Below are 21539 nucleotides of genomic sequence, written 5' to 3' on the forward strand. Positions count from 1 at the left end.
ACCAAATTATATACTCATACATAGACACCTTTATGTCCACTTCAAAAACTTCTCTAAGGTTTTTTTAAACTGCCACACTTTCCAAATACAAAGTATCAGGGCATAAATCTTGACCGTTTTTCCATTGAATCGAGTCCATAAACGGTTTAACGGTTTTGAAGTAGGTTTTATCTTGAAGTTGTTTGAAAAAGCCTTTGTCAATATATGGCTTCATATCAAATATTTTATTTTCACCATTTTCAAAAGTAAGTAGTATGGTATAGTCGTCTTGTGCTATTACTGCTTTTACTCGTGGGTTCATTTGATTTTCTCCTATTTTAAAGGGTCGATTTTAAATATCTCTTCACCGTTGATTGCAAGTTCCCAATCAGCCATAAGCTCATCTTGATGAATCTCTATCCAAGCAACTACAAGTTTTCTTTTGCTTGATTTCATAGTGCCTTCGAGAATCTCACCGTTGGGGATAGAAAACACCGCCTCTTCATCTTGATACTTCACATGAATATGAGGAATTTTGTGTTGTTTGTTATCAAAATAGTACATGGAGATAATAATCCCATAAAACATAGATATGATTGCCATTGTGTTTTTCCTTAGTTTAAGTTAAATTTTAGCTAAATATTTTTTAGAAGCTTTTGAAATATTCAAAGCTCATTCCAAAGTTTTTCTATTGGTTGCACTCTGGCGTTTTTTATCTCAAAAGATTATGTAAACTCTGCTTTTTCAAAGTCCTATAAACATCAAAGTCGCTATCGATACTTACGATATTTTTTATCCCCTCTTTATTTGCTATGTACATTAAAGTTGCATCCGCCAAATCCATAGGGATATCAAGATATTTCTCCATCATCACTCGTATGTTTGTTATCTCATTTTGAGGAATCTCATAAACATTTACCCCACCAAGCTCCACCCATTTTAAAAAATCAATCTGTACTTGTAGGTTAAAATCCAGCATATGAGAAACTTCGGTGAGAACTGCCCAAGAGGTGATGAGTTTGCCTTTGAAAGTTTTTAGAAACTCTAAAGATTTTTGATGAAACTTATCGCTTCTATCAAAAAGGGCTATGATAACTCCGCTGTCAATGAGTGTTTTTGTCATGAAGTTTTGCTTTTAGTTTTTGTTTATAAGTAGTAGAGAGTGAGCCGTCATGACTTTCAAACTTTCCAAAAAGCTCCTTGCCGAGTTCGTAGGATGTTTTTTCTTTTGCCTCAGATTTGAGCATATCAAAATAGTAAACCAAAGCCTCTTTTATTATCTGGCTTTTTTGTTTTGAAAGTTGAGCAGATACAAGATTTAGCTGATTTTCAAGCATATTATCTAGTCTTACCGAAACCATAATTGTCTCCTGTTTTTGTATGACAGATTGTATCACACAAGAGTTAAAATTTTATCTAAACTCACTTTTCAGCATACTTTTATTGATAGCGTAAACAAAAAGCAAGATGGCAAAGGTGATGACAAAAAGGGTAAAAGCGTATTGGTTGGCAACTGCGTAGTTGAGTGATTCTACTTCATCGTAGATCGCTATGCTTGCTACTTTTGTCTCTCCCGCTATGTTTCCGCCGATCATTAAAACCACTCCGAACTCTCCTACCGTGTGGGCGAATGTGATGACTGATGCTGTGAGCAAAGAGGGTTTGATATTTGGAAGCAGAACAAACCAGAGAGTCTCGATGGGGCTTTTTCCAAGAGTAAATGAAGCCTCTTTTAGAGATTTTGAAAGAGCGGAAAAGCCGCTTTGGATGGGGTGAACCATAAAAGGGAGGCTAAAAATAACGGATGCTACGATAAGTCCCTCAAAGCTAAAGACGAGTTTTATATCAAAAGTTTTATCAAGCCATGCGCCAAAACTGTTTTTTGGGCTAAAGGCAAGTAACATGTAAAAACCCAAAACAGAGGGAGGCAGTACTAAGGGCATTGATACCAATGCCTCGATGATAGGTTTAAATCTTGATTTTGTTTGTGATAGGTGGTACCCAAGCGGGATTCCTATACATAACAGTATGAGAGTAGTAATTGCCGCTAACTCAAATGTAAGCTTCATGGTTTGGATAAAATTTGCGTCCACGATTGCACCTTTAAAATGAAAAACCTATTTTACACCAAATCCATACTCTTTAAATATCTCTTTTGCTCTTTGTGAAACTATAAAGTCGCCAAATTTTGCAGCCAGCGGTTTGTCTTTAGCATATTTTGTAAGTACAAACGACTGCTCCATCGGAGTGTACTTTGTAGTGTCTATAAGTTTGTATTCGCTCTCTTTTTTTGCTTTTTTGATAAGAGAAAATGCTACAAGCCCGACTTCCGCCGCATGAGTGTCCACAAACTGTACGCTCTGAGCGATGTTATCTCCAAGAACGAGTCTGTTTTTTACGCTCTCTTCAAGGTTATAGTTTTTTAGTATCTCCATTGCTGCCTCCCCATAAGGTGCGACTTTTGGATTTGCTATTGAGATATGTTTTACGCTCGCATCTTTTATGCTGTCTATCCCTTTTGCCGCTAAATTTTCGTCGTATGAATATAGAGCAAGAATACCTAGAGCATATATTTTTGCTTCACCCATAGCGAGAGAATCTTGAATGATCTTTTGCGGATATTTGCTGTCTGCCGCCATAAATACATCGTATTCAAGCCCGTTTGCAAGCTGTGCATACGCTTTTCCAGTTGCACTGTAAGTAACTTCCAGCTTATCGTTTGGATTTTTGGATTCAAACTCTTTGACTATCTCTTGCATTGCGCTTTTCGTACTTGAAGCGGCAAATACTTTTATGCTGTCTGCCCATAAAACGCCGTTAAAGCTTAAAGCTAAAAAGAGGAGCGCTGTTAATTTTTTCATTTTTTTCCTTGTATTAAAAGAGATAGTTTAGCTCAAAACGAGCATCTAGTGAGTCTGCGTTAACCTGTTTTGTATCTGCATAGCCAAGTCTAAGACGCCATTGCAAATCTATAAACGAAGGTATATTTTGAACAAATCCTGCATAATAGTAGTTTTCGTCAAAATAACCTTTTGCTTCATCTGCATCCGTATGAAGAACGGAAAACTGCATCAACAAATCTCTATAAACACCTGTTTTGTTTTGGTTTATATTAAGCTCTGCGCGGTAACTTTTAGTATTTGCCATCCAGTTGTATCTTGCCATAGAACGGGTATATCCTGCTGTTGGAAATCCTCTCCAAGGGGTGATGAGATCTGCTTCGTCAAGAACTTGTGAATAGCCTAAATTTAGATTATAGTTTTTGTATGCACCGACTAAACGAGCCGCAACCATCTGCGAATCAAGAGAAGAGGCATCTTTATATCCGCCGGATGCACCGACTTTGCCTGCAAGTTTGCCGCTGTAGCTAGCACCCCCGATTTCGCCTGCACCGTTGTCAAACTGTTTTATGTACCTTACTCCGGGCGAGAGTGAAAAACCATCAAGATTTATTTTATAGTTCGCTTCAGCCATAACTTCTGATACTAAATCCGGAACCGTGTAGAAAGAGGTATCAAGTGTCAGATTTTTTATAGATTTGTTCCTTAAATCACCGGTTATTAACGGGGCATCCGTATCGACCCCTGCATTTCTCAGATTTGTATAGGTAAGTCCTTTGTGCATGGCACTATCGTCGTTTGAATCCCATATCGGTTTTAATCCTGAAGAAGAACTTGAGTCCCCGTATGCCAAGACTGAGTGATTGTCGGTATGTCCTCTAAGTTTTTCTTCCGTTAAATAGGCAAGTTTTGCAGTAGTATCGGGAAGGGCTTTTGTCTGGAGTGTTACTCCGTCAAAAGTGTTTGGTATCATCTTTGTGTCGTTTGAAGCGACATAAAAAGTATCTACAAGTTGACGACCTAAATTGATTTCTGTTTTTGGCAATCCTTTGTAAGTTATGTAAGCTTGACCCAAAACAGTCATAGATTTACCGTTACCATTGATAAAATCATAACGGCTCAATAGGTCATAACCTGGCTTTAGCTTATCAACGGGATCATTGTCTTCATTGAAAAAAGCCTTTGAATAGTAAAGAGCGGCAGTAAAATCAAAATCTTTAAATGTCGCACTTTTATAAGCAAGCGAACCTCCGATAGCACTTATAACATGAGAGTCTTGAGTAGATGTCTCTTTTTCCCACTCATATAAGAATGTATTTGAACGAAGCCTCCCGTAAAACATACCATCTTGAAACATCTCCGAGATATTGTCAACAGATTTTGGCAGCTTATTGTATGTTACTTGATAATTTGCTTTTAGTGATTGCTTTGGCAAAACTTCATCCGCACTTATTGCTGATGTCGCTAAAAGTGCAATAACCGTGGAAATACTTAGTGTACTTCTTTTATTCATAATCTTTCCTTTAATGTAATTTTACTTTGTTATAATTTTAGGGCACCTCTAAAAACTCTAGCCGTCTTCAGAGGGATTTAAAAAAGATGAGATGATGCAAAATCTTTTTTGAGCCTTAGCCAACGCTAAGGCGATAAAAAGTTTTGCGGCATATCGCTTTTTTGAACCCTCCCGTAGGGCGATAGAGCCAAGCCCACACTCTGCGTTGCCTCTTTTTGCCTTAGCCTTAGCTAGGGCTGCAAAGAGCCGCCTTGATTGTGAACTTGGCTCTATCGCTGAAGATGGCTAGAGTTTTTAGAGGTGCCCTTTATTGCTTCTTCCAAAGCACTTGTCTTGCAGTTACCGCTGCAAGGCTTTTTTTATCTTTTTTTAATGTTTCCTCCTCATTTGCAAATAAACAAGATGTTGTAAAAAATTAAAATATAGTTGTAAATACTTTGAGACTTTCCGCAGCAGAGTTGCTCATAAGTGCAATGATTATCGCAGCTGTTTTGATAAATTTTTTCATTTTTGCTCCATAATGACTTTGATGTCTGCGGGTTTTGCGTGGTAGGGTGAAGATGTGATGATGGCATCTACTCCGCACGCTACAAACTCGGCAATATTTGAAGCGTTGATGCCGCCTGTTGCGGAGACTAGAAGATGCCCAAACTCTTTTTTAAGGCCTACACACTCACTTAGCATGGCAGGGCTCATTTTTTCGCACTGAAGAACATCTGCACCAAGCTGAGCAAAATATCTTGCCTGCTCATAGCTCTCTACTTCAACGATAATTTTTTTCTCAATAAAACTCTTTTTTAATTTATGAAAATTTTTTATAAGCTCCTCCTCGTTTTGCAAAAAAACAAGATGCTGTTCAAAAATCAAAACCGAGTCAAAAAGACCGAGCCGATGCGCCACTCCGCCGCCGTCCATAACTGCTTTTAGCATCAACTCTTTTGTTCCGGGAAAATTTTTGCGTGTTGTTGCAATTGTGATGTCAGGATTTATAAGTTGTGCTTTTTGCACCATCTCGTGCGTGTAAGTCGCAATACCGCTCATATATTCAAAGATATTTTGCGCTGTTTTCCAAGCACGGTGAAGTGATTTTGCATCACCCTTGCACTCTGCTATTTTTTGACCTGCCTTAACCAAAGTGCCGTTTTTTTGAAAAAATGTGTACTCCAACTGACACTCTTGAAAAACTTTTTTTGCCTCATCACAGCCACTAAGAATGGTGTCGGATTTTGGAGCAAATGAGATGCTGCCCAGCTTCTCACCGATACCAAGCCCAAAAGTAGTCAAATCAAAATAGCCGCTATCTTCACGTAATAAATCCATCTAAAACCTCATTGTATAATAAAATATATATCGATACCTAAATTTTTTTACCATATACCAAGCATGATGCTCTTAGGTTTGCAAAAAGAGAGAACTTCCATACCTGTTTGTAAACCCAAATCATCAAAAAGCTCAACGCTCATCGTTGCACAGAGCGTATGAGAAGATTTAAGTTCTATGATGACTTCACAGTTAAAGCTGTCGCGGTTGATTCTGCTGATTTTGCCAAAAAAACGGTTCATATCGCTTTTTTGAAGTGTCAAATCTCTGCTGATTGTCAAGGCATTTGCTTTAAAAAGAGCATATACTTCCATGCCTAAAGTGATTTCCAGTTGCTCAAGCGAATCATTGGTGATAACCGCCATAAATGTATCTTTGTTGTTTAGTTCTAAAAAAATCTCACTCTCAACAACCCCTTTTTGAATCCTTAAAACCATTGCTCGAAGCTGGTTTCTGGCACTTATGCGGACATCAAAACTCTTTAAAAGATGGATATGTCCATTTTTTTCATTGATGCGCTTGGATAGATTGTTTAAAAAAGCTTCATGTTCTTCTTGTAAAATTTTGTAAGTATCAATCAGCTCTTTTGCATAGGTCGTGAGGTGTGTGCCGCCGCCGCCTTTGCCCCCTTTTGCGCTTTGCACAAGCGGGTGCTCTGAGAGATTGTTCATTGCATCAACAGCGTCCCATGCGGCTTTATAGCTCATCTTCATCTCTTTGGCTGCTTTGGTTATAGAGCCGCTTTTACCGATGTTGATAAGCAGCTCAATGCGCCCCTCGCCAAGAAAGTTATGCTCCGATTTGTTGAGCCAAAAGCGACCGTTGATACTGTTTTGCACTAAAACCCCTTGAGTTTGGTATTGATAGCGAAGTATAATGAAATATATTACGAATGTCAAACTTTTACAAAATAGAGGATTGGCAAAAGCAATATCAAAGAGAAGTTTAAGTACAATTCGCGGATTTAGTAAACAAAGGAAGCGCATGGCTAACAAGCGAGTGTTGGTAAAGTTTTCGGGTGAAGCTCTTGCAGGCGAAGCAGGATACGGGATTGATACGCAAATCCTAAATTACATATCTCAGGAGATTAAGTCGCTTGTCAATGCAGGTATTGAGGTCGGTATCGTTATCGGAGGCGGCAATATTATCCGTGGTGTAACGGCGGCAAAAGACGGAATCATCAAAAGAACTTCAGGTGATTATATGGGGATGCTGGCAACTGTTATCAACGGGGTAGCTATGCAAGAGGCTTGTGAACATGCAGGACTTCAAGTGCGTATGCAGACTGCTATTAAAATGGAGCAGATTGCTGAACCATACATCAACCGCCGTGCAGTGCGTCATTTGGAAAAGGGGCGTGTCGTTATATTTGCAGCAGGAACCGGAAACCCGTTTTTTACAACAGACACGGCTGCAACACTCAGAGCAGTCGAGATTGGAGCAGAGGTTATCATAAAAGCAACGAAAGTTGACGGTGTTTATAACAAAGACCCAAATAAATTTAGCGATGCCATTAAGCTTCAAGAGCTAACGTATGAGCAGGCATTGAGTGATGATATTAAAGTTATGGATGACACATCTATCGCTCTGGCAAAAGACAACTCGCTTCCGATTTTAGTATGTGATATGTTTAAAAAAGGCAATCTTTTAGACATTTTACAAAACGGCAATATGCAAAACTGCTCAATAGTCAAATAATCTTAAGGAGATAAAATGAAAGTAGAAGTATTAACAGCAAAAATTTTAGACAACAACCCGAGCATGGATCGCTACCAGCTTGCAATCGCTGTAGCAAAGAGAACAGACGAGCTTTTAAACGGCGCAACAAGCAAGTTGAATGTTTCCAAAAAAATAAAAACAGCCGATTTGGCACTGATGGAAATTGCACAGGGTCTTGTATCTGTCAAAGGCTTTTCCGATATAAAAAAGTAGTAGATTAAACTTGAATCAGGTAGATATCAAGCAGATAAAAGAGATAAACAGTATCACATCTGCTACAGAGTATCTTTACTCTTTTATCGCACCAAGTCCTATGTTGCAAAAAGCGTTAGATTACTCCAAGTCTGCGCACGAAAATCAGTTTCGTAAAAGTGGAGAACCTTATGTTGTCCACCCTATTTTAGTAGCAGGGATTGTCTCTTCCATAACAAACGATGAGTCGATGGCGATAGCTGCGCTTTTACATGATGTCGTAGAAGATACTATTATCAGTATCGAAGAGGTAAAAGAGCTTTTTGGCCCAGATGTAGCACATCTTGTAGAGGGTCTTACAAAGATAGACACTATCCGCGATGCAGAACTTATCCCATCCAACTCTAACGAAAAACTTGTTGTCTCAGCACTCTCATTTCGCAAAATGCTTCTTGCAAGCATCAAGGATGTGCGTGTTTTGGTGGTCAAGTTGTGCGACAGACTGCATAACATGCTCACTCTTGACTCGCTCGCACCTCACAAACAAGAGCGCATTGCTGAAGAGACACTGGTGGTTTATGCCCCTATCGCACACCGTCTAGGTATCTCTTTTTTAAAAAATCTGCTGGAAGATTTGAGCTTTTCTTATCTTTTTAAAGAGGAGAAAGCGCAGATTGACACTTATCTGGAAAATCATTACCATGCTATTGAGATGAGACTTAATGAGTTTCGTGAGGCTATTCACAAGATATTGGTGCAAAACGGTTTTTGCGAAGATGATATTGAGATACTCTCTCGTGTAAAGCATAGATACTCCATATACCTAAAGATGCAGCGCAAAGGGGTGGGGATAGAAGAAGTTTTAGACCTTTTGGCACTCAGGGTTCTTACAAACGATCCCGTGAAATGCTACAACATTTTAGGGCTTATCCATCTCCACTTTCAGCCGCTCTCTTCACGCTTCAAGGACTATATCGCCGTACCTAAAGATAATGGGTACAAAACCATCCATACAACTGTTTTTTACAAAACAGCTATTTTTGAAGTGCAAATCAGAACATACGATATGCACCAAACCGCAGAGCTTGGTGTTGCGGCACATTGGAAATACAAAAGCGGGGGCAATGACAATATCAAACTTGACTGGCTCCACAATCTTGGCTATCAAAATGAGTCTGTTGAAGATTTTTATGATTTAATCAAAAATGACCTGTATAGCGAGGATATTTCTGTTTTTTCTCCAAAGGGAGAAGTTTTTACCCTTCCACGCGGTGCGGTTGTACTTGACTTTGCTTATGCCGTACACACACATGTGGGCAACCATGCCAAATCAGCTCTGGTAAACAAAGTCAAAACATCTCTCATCAACGAACTCCACAACGGCGATATTGTCAAAATTGAACTTGATGAAAATACTATCACAAGGTGCAGCTGGCTTGATGCGGTAAAAACTTCCAAAGCCAAAACAAATATCAGATATAACTGTAACGCACGTGTGCGAGAGATTGATGCAAGATCAAGTGTCAATATCGTTGCCACGGCGATGAATGAGAATCCTCTCAAAGTGGAAGAGTGGCTCGATAAAAATAACTGTGATAAAAGAGCAGGTGTCGCAACAGATATAGAACATTTTAAAGACGTCCTGCATAGATATATGAGCCAAATCAGCGAAAGTAACCGTTTGAAGGGATTTTTTTCAAGACATATGTTAAAACTAAAACTCTATAGCCTAAGAGGGTTGGAGATTTTTAGTACATCAAGTGTCAATGATGTTGTATTTGACTACTGTTGCCATCCAAAAAACGGTGATGAGGTTATGGCGTTTTTGGAGAAGGGAAAAGCACATGTGCATCATAAAATGTGTTCAAGCGCTGCAAAAAAACTTGATGCAAAAGAACCTATGATTTTTGTTCGATGGGAAAAACTCAAGATTTACAATTATGACATGATTGTTTCGCTTCAAAGCGGGGTAGGGACTTTGGCGGAGTTTTTAAACTTTTTGGCAAAACTCAAAATCGATATCAACCAGATAGAACTCGGAAAAAACAAAAGTGAATCCACACGCTACTGCGAAATAGGATTTGAGAGCAAAGAAGCAGATATTAACGCACTTCGTGCTAAAATCGAACAAAAGATAAAAGTGATACATTTTATCCGCACGGATGATGCGTATAGATAATTTATAATTATAACAGGAAGTTAGATAGTATGTTACAAGAAGCCATAAGAGAGATACAAAGAGGAAGTGCTGAGATTATAGACAGCCAAAGAATAGAGAAACTTTTAAAAGCATATTTTGAAGAAGGCAAGAACTATACGGTCAAAGCGGGTTTTGACCCGACTGCTCCGGATTTGCATCTTGGACACACGGTTCTTTTGCAAAAGCTCGCAACTTTTCAGAAGTACGGCGCAAAGATTCAGTTTCTTATAGGTGACTTTACCGCACAAATCGGCGATCCGACAGGCAAAAGCGCTACAAGAAAAACTTTAAGTGCCGTGGAAATCCTAGAAAATGCAAAGAGCTACGAAGAGCAGGTTTTTAAGATTTTAGACCCGCTAAAAACTGAGGTTGTATTTAACTCTGAGTGGATAAACCCTCTTGGAGCTTCTGGGATGCTTACACTTACAACCACTTTTAATGTTGCAAGAATGTTAGAACGAGATGATTTTGACAAAAGATACAAAAGCCAAACACCCATTGCTATCAGCGAATTTATCTACCCTTTGCTTCAAGGATATGACAGTGTTCATCTCAAAAGCGATATCGAGATAGGCGGAACAGACCAGAAGTTTAACCTTCTCATGGGAAGACACCTTCAAAGAGCTTACGAGATAGGAAAAGAGCAGGCTGTGCTTATGATGCCTATCTTAGAGGGGCTTGACGGTGTGCAGAAAATGAGCAAATCTTTAGGCAATTATATCGGTGTGGCAGATGCGCCAAACGATATGTTTGCCAAAGTGCTCAGTGTCTCAGATGAGCTTATGTGGCGTTACTATGAGCTGCTCAGCACAAAAACATTGAGCGAGATTGAAGTACTTAAAGCGGGTGTGGCTGAGGGTTCATTGCATCCAAAGAGAGTAAAAGAGGATTTGGCTTTAGAGATTACGGCAAGGTTTCACTCTCTTGAAGTTGCAAATGCCGCAAAAGAGGAGTTTGAACGAGTTCATGCAAAAAATGAGATTCCAACCGAGATGGAAGAGTTTAGCGTGGACGGGGAGATTTCTATCACTAAGGCGCTTGTGGATTGCGGCTTGACACCTTCAACTTCTCAAGCAAGAAGAGATATTAAACAGGGTGCCGCAAAGATAAATCAAGAAAAGATTAGCGATGAACAGCTACAATTAGGAAATGGGGAGTATATACTCCAAATCGGAAAAAGAAAATTTGCAAAGTTAAAGGTCAACGCATGAGCTATAAATCACTCAAAATCGGTAAATATATTATAGAAAAACCTATAGTTCAAGGCGGAATGGGGGTCGGCATAAGTTGGGATCAGCTAGCCGGCAATGTTTCAAAAGAGGGCGGTTTGGGTGTTATCAGTGCTGTTGGAACAGGGTATTATGAAGACAAAAAGTACGCTTCAAAACTTGTGGCGGGCAGACCGCTTGAAGCACTTGGGTTTTACTCAAAAGAGGGTTTTGATGCGATTATCCAAAATGCAAGAAAGATTTGCGGCGACAAGCCTCTTGCGGCAAATATCCTTTATGCTATCAACGATTACGGACGTGTCGTGCGTGATGCGTGTGAGAGCGGAATAGACATCATCATCACGGGTGCGGGTCTTCCTACAAATATGCCGGAGTTTACCGAGGGGTATCCTGATGTTGCTCTTGTTCCAATCGTATCTTCTGCAAAAGCGCTTAAAATCATCTGCAAAAGATGGAAACAGCGTTACGACCGTCTTCCTGATGCAGTAGTGTTAGAGGGTCCAAAAAGCGGCGGACATCAGGGTTTTACTTATGAGCAGTGTTCTATGCCTGAAAACCAACTTGAAAATCTAGTCAAGCCGGTTGTGGAAGAGGCTGCTTTATGGGGTGATATCCCCGTAATCGCAGCAGGCGGTATCTGGGATAAAAACGATATTGAGCAGATGATGGCACTGGGTGCAAGAGGCGTGCAGATGGGAACACGTTTTATCGCAACCAATGAGTGTGATGCACATGAAAACTTCAAAAAAGTTCTTTTAGATGCTAAAAAAGAGGATATCCAACTCTTCTCTTCCCCTGTTGGCTACCCTGCACAAGGAATCAGAACAAACCTCACCAGATTAGTAGAAAAAAGAGAGGGTCCCGCTATCAAATGTATCTCTAACTGCGTTGCACCTTGTAACCGTGGTGAAGAGGCAAAAGAGGTTGGTTACTGCATAGCAGATAGATTGAGTGATGCTTATCTTGGCAACACGGAAACAGGACTTTTCTTCTCAGGCACAAACGGATACAGAGTTAATGAGATTATTTCCGTTAAAGAGCTTATAAATAAATTGGTTGATGGCGAATAGTTTTAGTAGATGATGAGATTTTTTTTATGGTTGTTGCCGTTTTTGCTGGTTGCGGGGTTGTATGCAGATGATGTAACGTTTAAGCGTGCAGAAGCGTATATGCAAAGCGGCTCACAGAGTGATATTTTTCGTGCCTATAACGATTATAAAAATCTCTATTTGCAGTCAATGGTTAGCGGTGATGAAAAATTGAAAATAGACTCTTTGCAAGGTATTGTGGCGAGCGGCACAAAGCTTGACATAGATATTGATAAGTACGAAAAAGAGCTAAAAACACTCTCCTCAAAAATAACACTAAGCAGTTACAATCAGCCAGAACCAAAGCCTATGAAGAAGACTAAGCATATTGAGGATGTACAAGTCGGCGTGCTTGCAAAGTTGCAAGGTATAAAATGGAGAGACAATACTCTTGTTTTAATTTTTGAACAGCCAATCGAGGCAAAGCAGATAAACTACTTTACGCTCCACGATAAAAAGAAAAAACGCTACAGATATGTATATGACATTAAAACTTCTATGCTGACAAGCTCACATAATATTACAAAAAAGGGTATCTCACAAATAAAAATTGCTCAATTTAACCCAGAAACACTTAGACTGGCAATAGAAAATAGTGTACCCGTTGAACTGTCCCATGTGGTAAATAAGGCAACTCTTGAGATTACTTTTGGCTCAGAATCAAGTACAAGAAAAGCTCTGGAAGTTGTTGAAAAAGCAGTCCCGATGCCAAAGACAACAAGGGGTAAAAAGATAGTAGTTGACCCTGGACACGGCGGCACTGACCCCGGAGCAATCGGGTACAATGACCATAGAGAGAAAATGATTGTTTTCAACATCTCGCAAGAGCTTGTCAAGATTCTAAAAAGCCGCGGACATGCCGTTTATATGACAAGAGATGATGATACTTTTGTAAAACTTAGCAAAAGAACAGAGTTTGCAAACGATAAAAAAGCGGATATCTTTGTAAGTGTTCATGCCAATTCCGTACCAAACGGGAGTGCAAATGATGTGCATGGGATAGAGTGCTATTTTCTCTCGCCTTCACGCTCTGAGAGAGCGAAAAAAGCAGCAGCTCAAGAGAACTCAGCCGATATGAGCGATATGAACATGTATGGAAAAGACAGCTACCTAAATCTTTTAAACCATCACAATATCGTAGCATCCAATAAACTTGCGATAGATTTGCAAAGAGGAATGCTTAGTGCGCTCAATCCAAAATACAAAGATGTAAGGGACGGCGGTGTAAAAGAGGGACCTTTTTGGGTTTTGGTAGGAGCGCAGATGCCGTCAGTTTTGGTTGAGGTAGGGTTTCTCTCCCATCCAAAAGAAGCAATACGTCTTGCAGATAAAGAGTATGTTAAAATTATGGCAAGAGGAATGGCAGAGGGGATAGAACGCTATTTTGTCAATAACCAATAAATTTCAGGAAGAGGCTTAAGCCTCTTTTTTGTACTCTAACTCCCCCGCAACAGCCTCTTTTTCATTGATGATTTTTTCTATCTGCTGTTTTACCAAGTCGTAGCGAAACTGCTCTTTAAATCCTACTATGCGACCTCCCGCAGCATTTGGGTGTCCGCCGCCGCTGCACCACTCTTTGGAGATAGTCGCAACATTGACACCATTGTTTGCACGCAAGCTCAGTGTTCCTTTAAAGCTTACGTCCACGATAAAATCATACTCCGGATAGGTAAGTAAAAAACCGTTGCCGATGATAGAAGTATTGCCGACACCGTAGCTAAGATAACCTCTGTACCCTTTGTAGTAAATCGTTTTTGTCTCTCTTGCATCACCCAAAAGTTTTACGATGTAGGTTGTTGCCAAGTTGTCAAGGGTATCATTTTTCTCTGTTTTGAAAAAATCTTTCTTAATCAGATGGATTTTTTCATCTAAAAGAATGGGTGCATCTTCAAGTTCCATATATTTTGTCGCTTCAAACAGCAGTGAGAGTTTGTAGTAGTTGTCCTCCAGCGGAAACATAATCTTGTTTAGCTCTCGCATCTCGCTTATAAGCCGCATGCAAACTTTTCCATACTCAAAGTCTGCATGCTCCTCCATCTTCCACAAATCCACCGCATTGACAATGGCAACATAGTGCTGCATCCATTCGGGAGCATCAAGAGAAAAGTGCTCTTTTGCATAGTCATAGGTGATTTTTGTTGCAGATCTTGAGGTGTCAAGAAAATACCATGGATACTTTTGCGCACTCTCTTCGCCGGTTCCGTGATGGTCAAGAAGCAGAAGCGTCACTCTTTTTTTATTGTTACCCAGCTTTTCAACCTCACTGTTGAGCCATTTAGACTCTTCTGCCGTCAAATTTAAGTCGGTTATCAAAAGTGTTGTATCTTCAGTACTGCCTATGATGTTTTGCAGCATTAACTCCAGCGTCTGTTTTACCTCTGCTCCATAGTTGGCGTTGTAATTTAAGAGCTTATACGGAGTATGGCGCATAACAAGCTGACAGCTGTAACCATCCAAATCAGTATGTGAGAGATGGTGGATTGTTTGTTTGTTCATTTATTTCCTTGTGTTATTTAATGGAGATAGAGCCCATAACTTCAAACGTTGCATTTGAGTCTATCTCGGCATGTGAGAGTGTCACGATATCAAGAGAAAATCTCTCCAGTATCTCCGCAATCCCTCGGCGTAGCTGTGGATCTACTACAACCACGACAGGAGAGATGCCTTTTTGCAGCATCTCGGCAGCTTTTGCGCTTGTGGCTTGGATAAGTGCATTTATCTCTGTGACGTTTAATAGCAGATGACGCATTCCATCACGCTCTTGTGATTTTTCAAGCATTAACTGTTCAGAAGCAGTGTCAAATGTCAGTAGTCTGACAACCCCGTCAGGATTGGAGTACATCTGTGTAATGATGCGGGAGAGTTTGGCGCGCACCTGCTCGGTAATAATCTCAACATTTTTTGTATATTCAGCGATATCGGCGATGGTCTCAAGGATGGTAAGCATATCTTTGAGAGGTATTTTTTCGTGCAAAAGCGCTTTGAGAACCCTTTGTATAAGCCCGATAGAAGCAACTTTTTGCAAATCTTCGACGATAACGGGAAAGTCATTTTTGATTTTGGTGATGAGTGACTGTACCTCTTGGCGTGTGAGAAAATCTTCGGCGTTTTTCTTCACAAGTTCACTCATGTGGGTGGAGATAACGGTAGCAGGGTCAACAACAGTATAGCCGTTGATTATCGCATCCTCTTTTTGGCTAGACTGTATCCACATAGCATCAAGCCCAAATGCAGGCTCTTTGGTTGGTTCACCTTTGATGTCACCCGTTGCCATGCCGCTATCCATTGCCAAAAATTTGTCAGGAACGATTTTGCCCTCGCCGATAGCGATACCCTTTAGCAGAATTTGATATTGCTGAGGTTGAAGATGAAGGTTGTCTCTGATGCGCACTTGCGGCATTAAAAAACCAAAATCAGAGGCTATTTTTCTTCTCATGGAGCGTATGCGTTCAAGCAAATCGCCCCCTTGAGTGTTGTCTGCAAGGCGGATAAGCTGGTATCCAAGAGTAAGTTCAAGCATCTCGACTTTTAGTATATCTTGAAGCGCACTCTCTTCCTCTTTGGCAATTTCCTCGTTTGTTTTTGCAGGACGTGCGGCAGCCCTCTCTTTTGCTTGTGCCTCTTTCTCTTTTTGTGTAAGAATTCCCTCAACATTAAGTATTTTTAATTCGCCTTTTTCATACTTGTAGATTGACCATCCAAGAAGTGCAAACAGTATGCCCACAAGCCCCATAGAAGCTGTAGGAAGCCCCGGAACGAGTGCAAATAGAATCATGATAAAACCTACAATCATCATGATTTTTGCATTTCCCATAATTTGGTTGATCGTGCCCTCTGCAAAGTTGTCTCCATCGCCAGAAGAGCGGGTAATCATGATACCTGTTGCAGTAGAGATGATAAGTGCGGGAATCTGCCCGACAAGTCCATCCCCGATGGTTAAGAGTGTAAAGACGGAAGCACTTGCGCTCACCGGCATATCGTGCTGAAAAACACCTATTAAAAAGCCGCCGATAATGTTGATGAGAGTGATGACAATCCCCGCAACGGCGTCTCCTTTGACAAACTTGCTCGAACCGTCCATTGCTCCGTAAAAGTTTGCATCTTGAAGGATTTCTGCTCTTCTTCTCTTTGCCTCTGCGTCGTCAATAAGTCCGGCATTGAGATCCGCGTCAACCGCCATCTGTTTTCCGGGCATAGAGTCTAGTGTAAAGCGTGCTGCAACCTCTGCAACTCTTGTAGAGCCTTTGGTAATAACCATAAAGTTTATGATGACCAAAATGGAAAAAACAATAATACCTATGACATAGTTTCCGCCAACGACGAAGTTTCCAAAGCTCGTAATAATAGAGCTTACCGCATCAACACCCTCGTGACCATGACTTAAAATCATTCTTGTGGTTGCAATGTTGAGTGCAAGCCTAAAGAGTGTCAAGATAAGGATAAGTGTGGGAAAGGTGGTAAGGTCGGTCGGTTTTGGAACATAGAGCGATATAAGCAATATAAGAACTGCAAGAGCCATGGAGACGGTGAGCAGCACATCAAGCATCGCCGATGGAAGCGGTACGATGATAATCGCCAAAATCGCCATAACAAAGATAACAACACTTAAATCTCTTTGCCCGATTAAAAAGTTAAGTGTTGTACCGATTTGTTGTCTGGTGGTAAGTTTTTTTGCCAATTTTCTACTCTAAAATATCTGCTAAAGTTAAATCCGCCAAAAAAGTATCGATTCTTCCTTGAAGCTTATTTAAAAATGGCCAAAGGCAGCAGAGTTGAGCTTTTCCTGATGGACATGAGTACATGGAGGGCGAGCAGTCAAACACCGCAGGAGCTTTCCCCTCAACAGAGGACATAACATGAAGCATGGTTATATCTTTTGGTTCATGCAAGAGTGCAAAGCCGCCGTTTACTCCTTTGTAAGATTTTAAAATATCATGTTTTGCCATAGCTTGAAGGATTTTTGCTAGAAAACTTTTAGGAATAGAGAGCTGATTTGAGAGTGTTTCGCTATCCATAGGTGCGGAAGCTTTTGATAGAACAATAAGTGAGAGTATCGCATACTCACTGGCACGTGTTATTAACATAATTTATGACTTTAAAGCTAGATTTTTTAAATTATATCAAAAGAAGTTGAAATAAAAGGCAAAATCAGATATTATTGCGCTTCAACTTTATACACTGATTTGTGTGACTGTTAGAAATATACCTTTTGGAGGCTATCATGGCTTTAGATTTGGCTAAAAAACGAGAAATCGTTGCAAAATTCGGTCGTAGTGAGAATGACACTGGTTCAAGTGAAGTTCAAATTGCACTATTAACAGAGAGAATCAGTGACTTAACTGAACACTTGAAAGTGTTTACAAAAGATCACGCATCAAGACTTGGTCTTTTAAAACTGGTAGGACAGCGCCGCCGTCTTATGAAGTACTTCAAAAAGACAAACAAAGACGCTTACCTTAAGCTTGTTACAGAGTTAGGTATTAGAGATAACATCTAACTACATTAGCGGCAGGGACATAAATGTCCCTTGCATAAAGTTAATTTTTATAAAAAAATCTCTATCGCTCTTTTCAAATCTTCTTCTGTATCTATCCCAAACCCCGTACTTGCTACTTTTACCATACTTATCTTTTTTTGATGATAAATAGCACGGAGCTGTTCTAGTTTTTCTATATCCTCTAGCGGTGCATCTTCTAGGGAACAAAATTCTTGAAGGCTTTTTTTGTCAAAACCATAGATGCCGATATGTCCGAAGTAGTTTGCCTCTCCGCTTCTGTTGTAAGGGATTGGTGAACGGGAGAAGTAGATAGCGTTGTGCGCGGCATCAAGCACAACTTTTACGAGATTTGGGTCAAGTGCTGCCTCGGCGTTTATGGCATTGTAACAGCTTGCCATAACAAATGGCTCTTTTTGCTCTTTTAGGATGTTTAGCCTTTTTTGCAACGCTTCAACAACACCGCTCTCGATGAATGGCTCATCTGCCTGCACATTGATAACTATCTCATCATCTGCCAGATTAAGGATATTTGCGCATTCGTTTATACGATCCGTACCGCTTTTATGTGTGGTAGATGTAAGCATTGCTTCTACTCCATGCTCTTTGCAGATAGAGATAATCTGCTCATCATCTGCTGCCACCACAACTTTGTCAAGGTGTGCAACTCTTTTTGCCGTCCTAACCACCATAGGCAAGCCGCCGATGTCTGCCAGTACTTTTTGAGGAAACCTTGTTGAAGCAAGTCTTGCGGGAATAATTATCATTTAAAGCCTTTGAGATATAATTGCATAATTATATCAGATAAGGTTTTTGATGCTTCTTTATCAGCCAGAATCAGGCTACTGTTACAACAGCGACTCTATTTTTTTGTATGATTTTATCAGCACATTTTGCCCAAAGGGAAGAGTTCTTGATGTCGGTGCGGGGTGCGGAGTTGTCGGACTGTTGGTGGCGAAAGAGCATCCAAAAGTGGAACTTGAGGCTATTGAGAAACAGGATGTTTTTGTAGAGTATGCTACCATCAACGCACGGGTAAACAAGATAGCCTACAAGATATATAAAAAAGATTTTTTGGAACTTGAAGAGGGCGTGAAGTATGATTATGTCATATCAAATCCCCCTTTTTATCATGATGGGGTCACTAAAAGCCAAAATGAGATGTTATTTAACGCAAGGTATAATATCAATTTGCCGTTAGATAAATTTTTTAAAAAAGTCTCGAAGGTGCTTAAGCCAAACGCACACTTTATATTCTGTTATGATGCTTCACAGTTTGGGCTTATTTGTGCAGAGCTTGAACGTGCCAAGATGAGGGCTGTGGATGTGCAGTTTATCCATCCAAAGATTGACAGGGTCGCATCTCTTGTTATGGTACATGCAAGAAACGGCTCGAAGTCGCTTATGAAAGTTTGGGAGCCATTTATCAGTTTTGACGGTGATGAGTTTTCGCAAAAGGCAAAAGAGATATATGCAAAAGCAAAGGCGCAGAGTATAAAATGTCAGATAAAATAACACAAGAGGGATTTAGCTATACTTTTGACCCCTCGGCATGCGAGACATGTCAGGCAAGGTGCTGTACGGGGGAGAGCGGATATATCCATGTCAATCATCAGGAGATAGAAGCTATTGCCTCTTTTGCGGGGCTTGATAATGATGTATTTATGCAGAGATTTCTCTTTAAAAACGGCTATAAATACTCCATTAAAGAACGCAAAGTCGCTGAGAGCTATGAGTGTGCTTTTTATGACAGAGCGTCTAACGGCTGTATGATTTATGAGGTACGCCCGATGCAGTGCAGAACATTTCCTTTTTGGGACTATTTTAAAACAAGAGTTGATGAGTTAAAACTTGAATGCCCGGGAGTTGCGGATGCTTAGTAAAGTAAGAGCGTGTCTGGCACTGCTTTTTTTTGTTCTCTTTAGCGGTTGTGCCATGCATCAGCCAAGCGAGCCAAAAGGGTATGAGAAAAGCTTTGCAAATGAAGATATTTACATACTTACCGCTCTTTATGCAGAGGAGATGGGTGATTATGAGAGCGCATCGAAGATATTTGAGTCTCTTTATAAAGAGTCGGATAAAATGGAGTACTTCTACCGCTCGCTGAAAAACGATATGGCGGCACAGCAGTATGAGAAAATTATACAAAAAGCAGATGCGCTTGAGCCAAAAATTAAAGATGCGGAACTTAAAAGATTTAAAGTTGTAGCACTTATCAGACAAAATAGACTCCAAAGAGCAAAGGAGTTTGCTCTCAAACTTATTGCAGGCTCTAAAAGTATTGATGATTATCTTTTGGTAAGTGATATTTGCGTAAAGCTCAAAGAGTATGAAGAGGCGTTTACACATCTTGAACGTGCCTATGCGATTGAACACGGCGAGAAGATTGTAAGTAAGATGGCGATTCTTTTGTATATGAATCTTGATAGAAAAAAAGATGCTATCGTACAACTTGAAACACACTCAAGGATATATGGCTGTTCTGTTGATATCTGCAATATGCTTGCAGGGTTTTATAGCAACGAAAATGATATAGATGCACTTGAGACAACTTATTTGAGAATGTACAAATTAGACGGCAATAGCGAGATAGCAAAAAAGATAGTTCAGATTTACGGATATAAAAGAGATTATCAAAAAATGAGAGAGTTTTTACAAGAGAGCAAGAGTGACAACGTGCTTTTATTGCAGCTTTATATCCAAGAAAAAGCATATAAAAAAGCAGCTGCGATGGCACAGGAGCTTTATGAAGAGAGCGGAGATACTCTTTTTTTGGGACAAAGCGCTATATTTGAGTATGAGGGCAGCGAAGATAAAAATGATAAAGCGATGCACAAGAGCGTTATTGCAAAGCTTAAAGAGGTTATAGAGATAAAAAAAGATGCAATGTATCTCAACTATCTCGGATACCTGCTTATAGACCATGATGTTGATGTAAAAAAAGGAATCATCTATGTGCAAGAAGCACTCAAAATAGAGCCTGAGTCTGCTTACTATCTTGATTCGCTTGCGTGGGGATACTATAAACTTCAAAAGTGCAGCGAGGCGGCAAAAATTATCAAAAAAGTTAAAACAATGGATGGCGCAGACAACGAAGAGGTTGTGAAGCATGTTCAAATGATAGAAGAGTGCGAGAAAATTCAAAAAAGGAAAAAAGAACAAAAATGATTTTAGATGAGATAATCAAAAAAACAAGAGAAGATGTTGCAAAAAGAGAGAAGGAGTTTTCACTTGACTGGTTGGGACGTTCTTTGGCGTTTAACGCAAGAGCGCCAAGAGATGTTTTTCCATACCTTAGGGCTACACCCGAAGATCCGTACAGAATTATCGCTGAGGTAAAAAAGGCATCACCCTCAAGAGGCGTAATCCGTGAAAATTTTGACCCCATTGCAATCGCACAGAGCTATGAACGCGGCGGTGCAAGTGCTATCTCAGTTTTGACGGAGCCTCACTTTTTTCAGGGAAATTTGGACTATTTAGGAGAGATTAGAAGATATGTGGGCATTCCACTCTTAAGAAAAGATTTTATCGTTACAAAGTATCAGATACTTGAAGCGATGGTGCATGGTGCAGACTTTATCCTCCTTATAGCAGCCGCACTGAGCAAAAGTGAGTTAAAAGAGCTTTTGGGCTACACAAGACATCTTGGCATGGAGGCGCTGGTTGAGGTACATGACAAGAGTGACTTGGTAAAAGCTATCTATGCGGGAAGCGATATCATAGGCATCAACCACAGAAACCTTCAAACTTTTGAGATGCACATGAACCTCTCCTACGAACTTATCCCGATGATACCAAACGGCAAAGTTATCGTTGCGGAGAGTGGCATATATGAGCATGGACAGCTAGAAGATTTGAGCAAAGCGGGCGTTGATGCCTTTTTGGTAGGCGAATCTCTTATGCGTCAAGATGATGAAGAGGCGGCACTTAGAAAACTGAAGTTCGGATAATTTTTAGAGATACCC

24 protein-coding genes are annotated in these 21539 nt (G+C 40.2%); 11 read left to right on the forward strand and 13 right to left on the reverse strand.

The genetic code is table 11. The features are described 5' to 3' along the window. Positions 1-64: 64 nt before the first annotated feature. The 9 genes from PHY84_RS00285 to PHY84_RS00325 all read right to left on the reverse strand — a co-directional run bounded on the left by PHY84_RS00285 (position 65) and on the right by PHY84_RS00325 (position 6491). Positions 65-301 (reverse strand): DUF2442 domain-containing protein, encoded by a 237-nt coding sequence (locus tag PHY84_RS00285; protein WP_299856503.1) that lies wholly within the window; start codon positions 299-301, stop codon positions 65-67. 11 nt (positions 302-312) lie between these two features. Continuing rightward, positions 313-582 carry a DUF4160 domain-containing protein gene (locus tag PHY84_RS00290; RefSeq protein WP_299856505.1) on the reverse strand — a complete coding sequence of 90 codons (270 nt, stop codon included), beginning with the start codon at positions 580-582 and terminating at the stop codon, positions 313-315. Between the two features lie 109 nt (positions 583-691). Next, the gene (locus tag PHY84_RS00295) at positions 692-1102 is read right to left on the reverse strand and encodes a PIN domain-containing protein (protein WP_299856507.1); all 411 of its coding nucleotides are present in this window, start codon (positions 1100-1102) and stop codon (positions 692-694) included. After that, positions 1083-1340 carry a hypothetical protein gene (locus PHY84_RS00300; protein WP_299856509.1) on the reverse strand — a complete coding sequence of 86 codons (258 nt, stop codon included), beginning with the start codon at positions 1338-1340 and terminating at the stop codon, positions 1083-1085. Before PHY84_RS00300 ends, PHY84_RS00295 begins: the two co-directional genes overlap by 20 nt. 51 nt (positions 1341-1391) lie before the next feature. After that, entirely contained in the window at positions 1392-2072 is a 681-nt protein-coding gene (gene modB / locus PHY84_RS00305) for a molybdate ABC transporter permease subunit (protein ID WP_299856511.1), read from the reverse strand. Between the two features lie 24 nt (positions 2073-2096). Beyond that, complete coding sequence (gene modA, locus PHY84_RS00310) at positions 2097-2840, reverse strand: molybdate ABC transporter substrate-binding protein (protein ID WP_299856513.1); 744 nt, start codon at positions 2838-2840, stop codon at positions 2097-2099. A 13-nt stretch (positions 2841-2853) separates the two neighbouring features. Further along, on the reverse strand, positions 2854-4332 hold the full coding sequence (locus PHY84_RS00315) for an OprD family outer membrane porin (protein ID WP_299856515.1): 1479 nt from the start codon (positions 4330-4332) through the stop codon (positions 2854-2856). Positions 4333-4836: 504 nt separating this feature from the next. Next, a complete protein-coding gene (modD, locus tag PHY84_RS00320; RefSeq protein WP_299856517.1) occupies positions 4837-5652 on the reverse strand; it encodes a ModD protein in 816 nt (271 codons plus the stop codon). 47 nt (positions 5653-5699) lie between these two features. Then, the gene (locus PHY84_RS00325; RefSeq protein ID WP_299856519.1) at positions 5700-6491 is read right to left on the reverse strand and encodes a TOBE domain-containing protein; all 792 of its coding nucleotides are present in this window, start codon (positions 6489-6491) and stop codon (positions 5700-5702) included. Between the two features lie 145 nt (positions 6492-6636). Between PHY84_RS00325 and pyrH the strand changes: the two genes are divergently transcribed. The 6 genes from pyrH to PHY84_RS00355 are packed head-to-tail and all read left to right on the forward strand — an operon-like array spanning position 6637 to position 13481. Continuing rightward, positions 6637-7350, forward strand: coding sequence for a UMP kinase (pyrH, locus tag PHY84_RS00330; RefSeq protein WP_299856523.1), 714 nt, complete (start codon positions 6637-6639; stop codon positions 7348-7350). Positions 7351-7365: 15 nt separating this feature from the next. Continuing rightward, positions 7366-7584 (forward strand): DNA-directed RNA polymerase subunit omega, encoded by a 219-nt coding sequence (locus PHY84_RS00335; protein WP_299856525.1) that lies wholly within the window; start codon positions 7366-7368, stop codon positions 7582-7584. A gap of 10 nt (positions 7585-7594) precedes the next feature. Next, positions 7595-9742, forward strand: a complete 2148-nt coding sequence (locus PHY84_RS00340) for a RelA/SpoT family protein (protein WP_299856527.1) — start codon at positions 7595-7597, stop codon at positions 9740-9742. A 29-nt stretch (positions 9743-9771) separates the two neighbouring features. Then, the gene (gene tyrS / locus PHY84_RS00345) at positions 9772-10974 is read left to right on the forward strand and encodes a tyrosine--tRNA ligase (RefSeq protein WP_299856529.1); all 1203 of its coding nucleotides are present in this window, start codon (positions 9772-9774) and stop codon (positions 10972-10974) included. Then, positions 10971-12062, forward strand: a complete 1092-nt coding sequence (locus tag PHY84_RS00350) for a nitronate monooxygenase (RefSeq protein WP_299856531.1) — start codon at positions 10971-10973, stop codon at positions 12060-12062. The genes tyrS and PHY84_RS00350 overlap by 4 nt, the downstream gene beginning before the upstream one ends. A gap of 9 nt (positions 12063-12071) precedes the next feature. Continuing rightward, positions 12072-13481 (forward strand): N-acetylmuramoyl-L-alanine amidase, encoded by a 1410-nt coding sequence (locus PHY84_RS00355; protein WP_299856533.1) that lies wholly within the window; start codon positions 12072-12074, stop codon positions 13479-13481. Between the two features lie 15 nt (positions 13482-13496). Here the strand turns inward: PHY84_RS00355 and PHY84_RS00360 are convergent, their stop codons facing one another. From PHY84_RS00360 to PHY84_RS00370, 3 genes are read right to left on the reverse strand one after another with little or no spacing between them, the layout of a single operon-like run. Further along, positions 13497-14576 carry a phosphoesterase gene (locus PHY84_RS00360; RefSeq protein ID WP_299856536.1) on the reverse strand — a complete coding sequence of 360 codons (1080 nt, stop codon included), beginning with the start codon at positions 14574-14576 and terminating at the stop codon, positions 13497-13499. Between the two features lie 13 nt (positions 14577-14589). Beyond that, the gene (gene flhA / locus PHY84_RS00365) at positions 14590-16758 is read right to left on the reverse strand and encodes a flagellar biosynthesis protein FlhA (RefSeq protein WP_299856538.1); all 2169 of its coding nucleotides are present in this window, start codon (positions 16756-16758) and stop codon (positions 14590-14592) included. A 4-nt stretch (positions 16759-16762) separates the two neighbouring features. Further along, the gene (locus tag PHY84_RS00370) at positions 16763-17164 is read right to left on the reverse strand and encodes an Rrf2 family transcriptional regulator (RefSeq protein WP_299856540.1); all 402 of its coding nucleotides are present in this window, start codon (positions 17162-17164) and stop codon (positions 16763-16765) included. Between the two features lie 137 nt (positions 17165-17301). On the opposite strand from PHY84_RS00370, the gene rpsO reads away from it, so the two are divergent. Beyond that, positions 17302-17577: a 30S ribosomal protein S15 gene (gene rpsO / locus PHY84_RS00375; RefSeq protein ID WP_299856542.1), complete on the forward strand. Its 276-nt coding sequence runs from the start codon at positions 17302-17304 to the stop codon at positions 17575-17577. Between the two features lie 47 nt (positions 17578-17624). Here rpsO and kdsB read toward each other — a convergent pair whose 3' ends face one another. Continuing rightward, positions 17625-18341 (reverse strand): 3-deoxy-manno-octulosonate cytidylyltransferase, encoded by a 717-nt coding sequence (gene kdsB / locus PHY84_RS00380; protein ID WP_299856544.1) that lies wholly within the window; start codon positions 18339-18341, stop codon positions 17625-17627. A gap of 49 nt (positions 18342-18390) precedes the next feature. Here kdsB and PHY84_RS00385 point away from each other — a divergent pair, with 49 nt between their 5' ends. Genes PHY84_RS00385 through trpC form a run of 4 tightly spaced genes read left to right on the forward strand, consistent with a single transcriptional unit; the run spans position 18391 to position 21524 of the window. After that, positions 18391-19089: a methyltransferase gene (locus PHY84_RS00385; RefSeq protein WP_299856546.1), complete on the forward strand. Its 699-nt coding sequence runs from the start codon at positions 18391-18393 to the stop codon at positions 19087-19089. After that, positions 19074-19454 (forward strand): YkgJ family cysteine cluster protein, encoded by a 381-nt coding sequence (locus PHY84_RS00390; protein ID WP_299856548.1) that lies wholly within the window; start codon positions 19074-19076, stop codon positions 19452-19454. The genes PHY84_RS00385 and PHY84_RS00390 overlap by 16 nt, the downstream gene beginning before the upstream one ends. After that, positions 19447-20742, forward strand: a complete 1296-nt coding sequence (locus PHY84_RS00395) for a hypothetical protein (protein ID WP_299856550.1) — start codon at positions 19447-19449, stop codon at positions 20740-20742. Before PHY84_RS00390 ends, PHY84_RS00395 begins: the two co-directional genes overlap by 8 nt. Next, positions 20739-21524, forward strand: a complete 786-nt coding sequence (gene trpC / locus PHY84_RS00400) for an indole-3-glycerol phosphate synthase TrpC (protein ID WP_299856552.1) — start codon at positions 20739-20741, stop codon at positions 21522-21524. The genes PHY84_RS00395 and trpC overlap by 4 nt, the downstream gene beginning before the upstream one ends. Positions 21525-21539 lie beyond the last annotated feature (15 nt).

The sequence above is a fragment of the Sulfurimonas sp. genome (assembly GCF_028694605.1).
Classification (GTDB): domain Bacteria; phylum Campylobacterota; class Campylobacteria; order Campylobacterales; family Sulfurimonadaceae; genus Sulfurimonas.

Coding starts and splice junctions, on each gene's coding strand:
- PHY84_RS00300 (WP_299856509.1), bottom strand. CDS start 1,340: ATGGTTTCGGTAAGACTAGATAATATGCTTGAAAATCAGCTAAATCTT.
- PHY84_RS00390 (WP_299856548.1), top strand. CDS start 19,074: ATGTCAGATAAAATAACACAAGAGGGATTTAGCTATACTTTTGACCCC.
- PHY84_RS00355 (WP_299856533.1), top strand. CDS start 12,072: ATGATGAGATTTTTTTTATGGTTGTTGCCGTTTTTGCTGGTTGCGGGG.
- modD (WP_299856517.1), bottom strand. CDS start 5,652: ATGGATTTATTACGTGAAGATAGCGGCTATTTTGATTTGACTACTTTT.
- tyrS (WP_299856529.1), top strand. CDS start 9,772: ATGTTACAAGAAGCCATAAGAGAGATACAAAGAGGAAGTGCTGAGATT.
- PHY84_RS00290 (WP_299856505.1), bottom strand. CDS start 582: ATGGCAATCATATCTATGTTTTATGGGATTATTATCTCCATGTACTAT.
- kdsB (WP_299856544.1), bottom strand. CDS start 18,341: ATGATAATTATTCCCGCAAGACTTGCTTCAACAAGGTTTCCTCAAAAA.
- PHY84_RS00385 (WP_299856546.1), top strand. CDS start 18,391: ATGCTTCTTTATCAGCCAGAATCAGGCTACTGTTACAACAGCGACTCT.
- PHY84_RS00315 (WP_299856515.1), bottom strand. CDS start 4,332: ATGAATAAAAGAAGTACACTAAGTATTTCCACGGTTATTGCACTTTTA.
- rpsO (WP_299856542.1), top strand. CDS start 17,302: ATGGCTTTAGATTTGGCTAAAAAACGAGAAATCGTTGCAAAATTCGGT.
- trpC (WP_299856552.1), top strand. CDS start 20,739: ATGATTTTAGATGAGATAATCAAAAAAACAAGAGAAGATGTTGCAAAA.
- pyrH (WP_299856523.1), top strand. CDS start 6,637: ATGGCTAACAAGCGAGTGTTGGTAAAGTTTTCGGGTGAAGCTCTTGCA.
- PHY84_RS00335 (WP_299856525.1), top strand. CDS start 7,366: ATGAAAGTAGAAGTATTAACAGCAAAAATTTTAGACAACAACCCGAGC.
- PHY84_RS00370 (WP_299856540.1), bottom strand. CDS start 17,164: ATGTTAATAACACGTGCCAGTGAGTATGCGATACTCTCACTTATTGTT.
- PHY84_RS00295 (WP_299856507.1), bottom strand. CDS start 1,102: ATGACAAAAACACTCATTGACAGCGGAGTTATCATAGCCCTTTTTGAT.
- modA (WP_299856513.1), bottom strand. CDS start 2,840: ATGAAAAAATTAACAGCGCTCCTCTTTTTAGCTTTAAGCTTTAACGGC.
- PHY84_RS00285 (WP_299856503.1), bottom strand. CDS start 301: ATGAACCCACGAGTAAAAGCAGTAATAGCACAAGACGACTATACCATA.
- PHY84_RS00395 (WP_299856550.1), top strand. CDS start 19,447: ATGCTTAGTAAAGTAAGAGCGTGTCTGGCACTGCTTTTTTTTGTTCTC.
- PHY84_RS00350 (WP_299856531.1), top strand. CDS start 10,971: ATGAGCTATAAATCACTCAAAATCGGTAAATATATTATAGAAAAACCT.
- PHY84_RS00360 (WP_299856536.1), bottom strand. CDS start 14,576: ATGAACAAACAAACAATCCACCATCTCTCACATACTGATTTGGATGGT.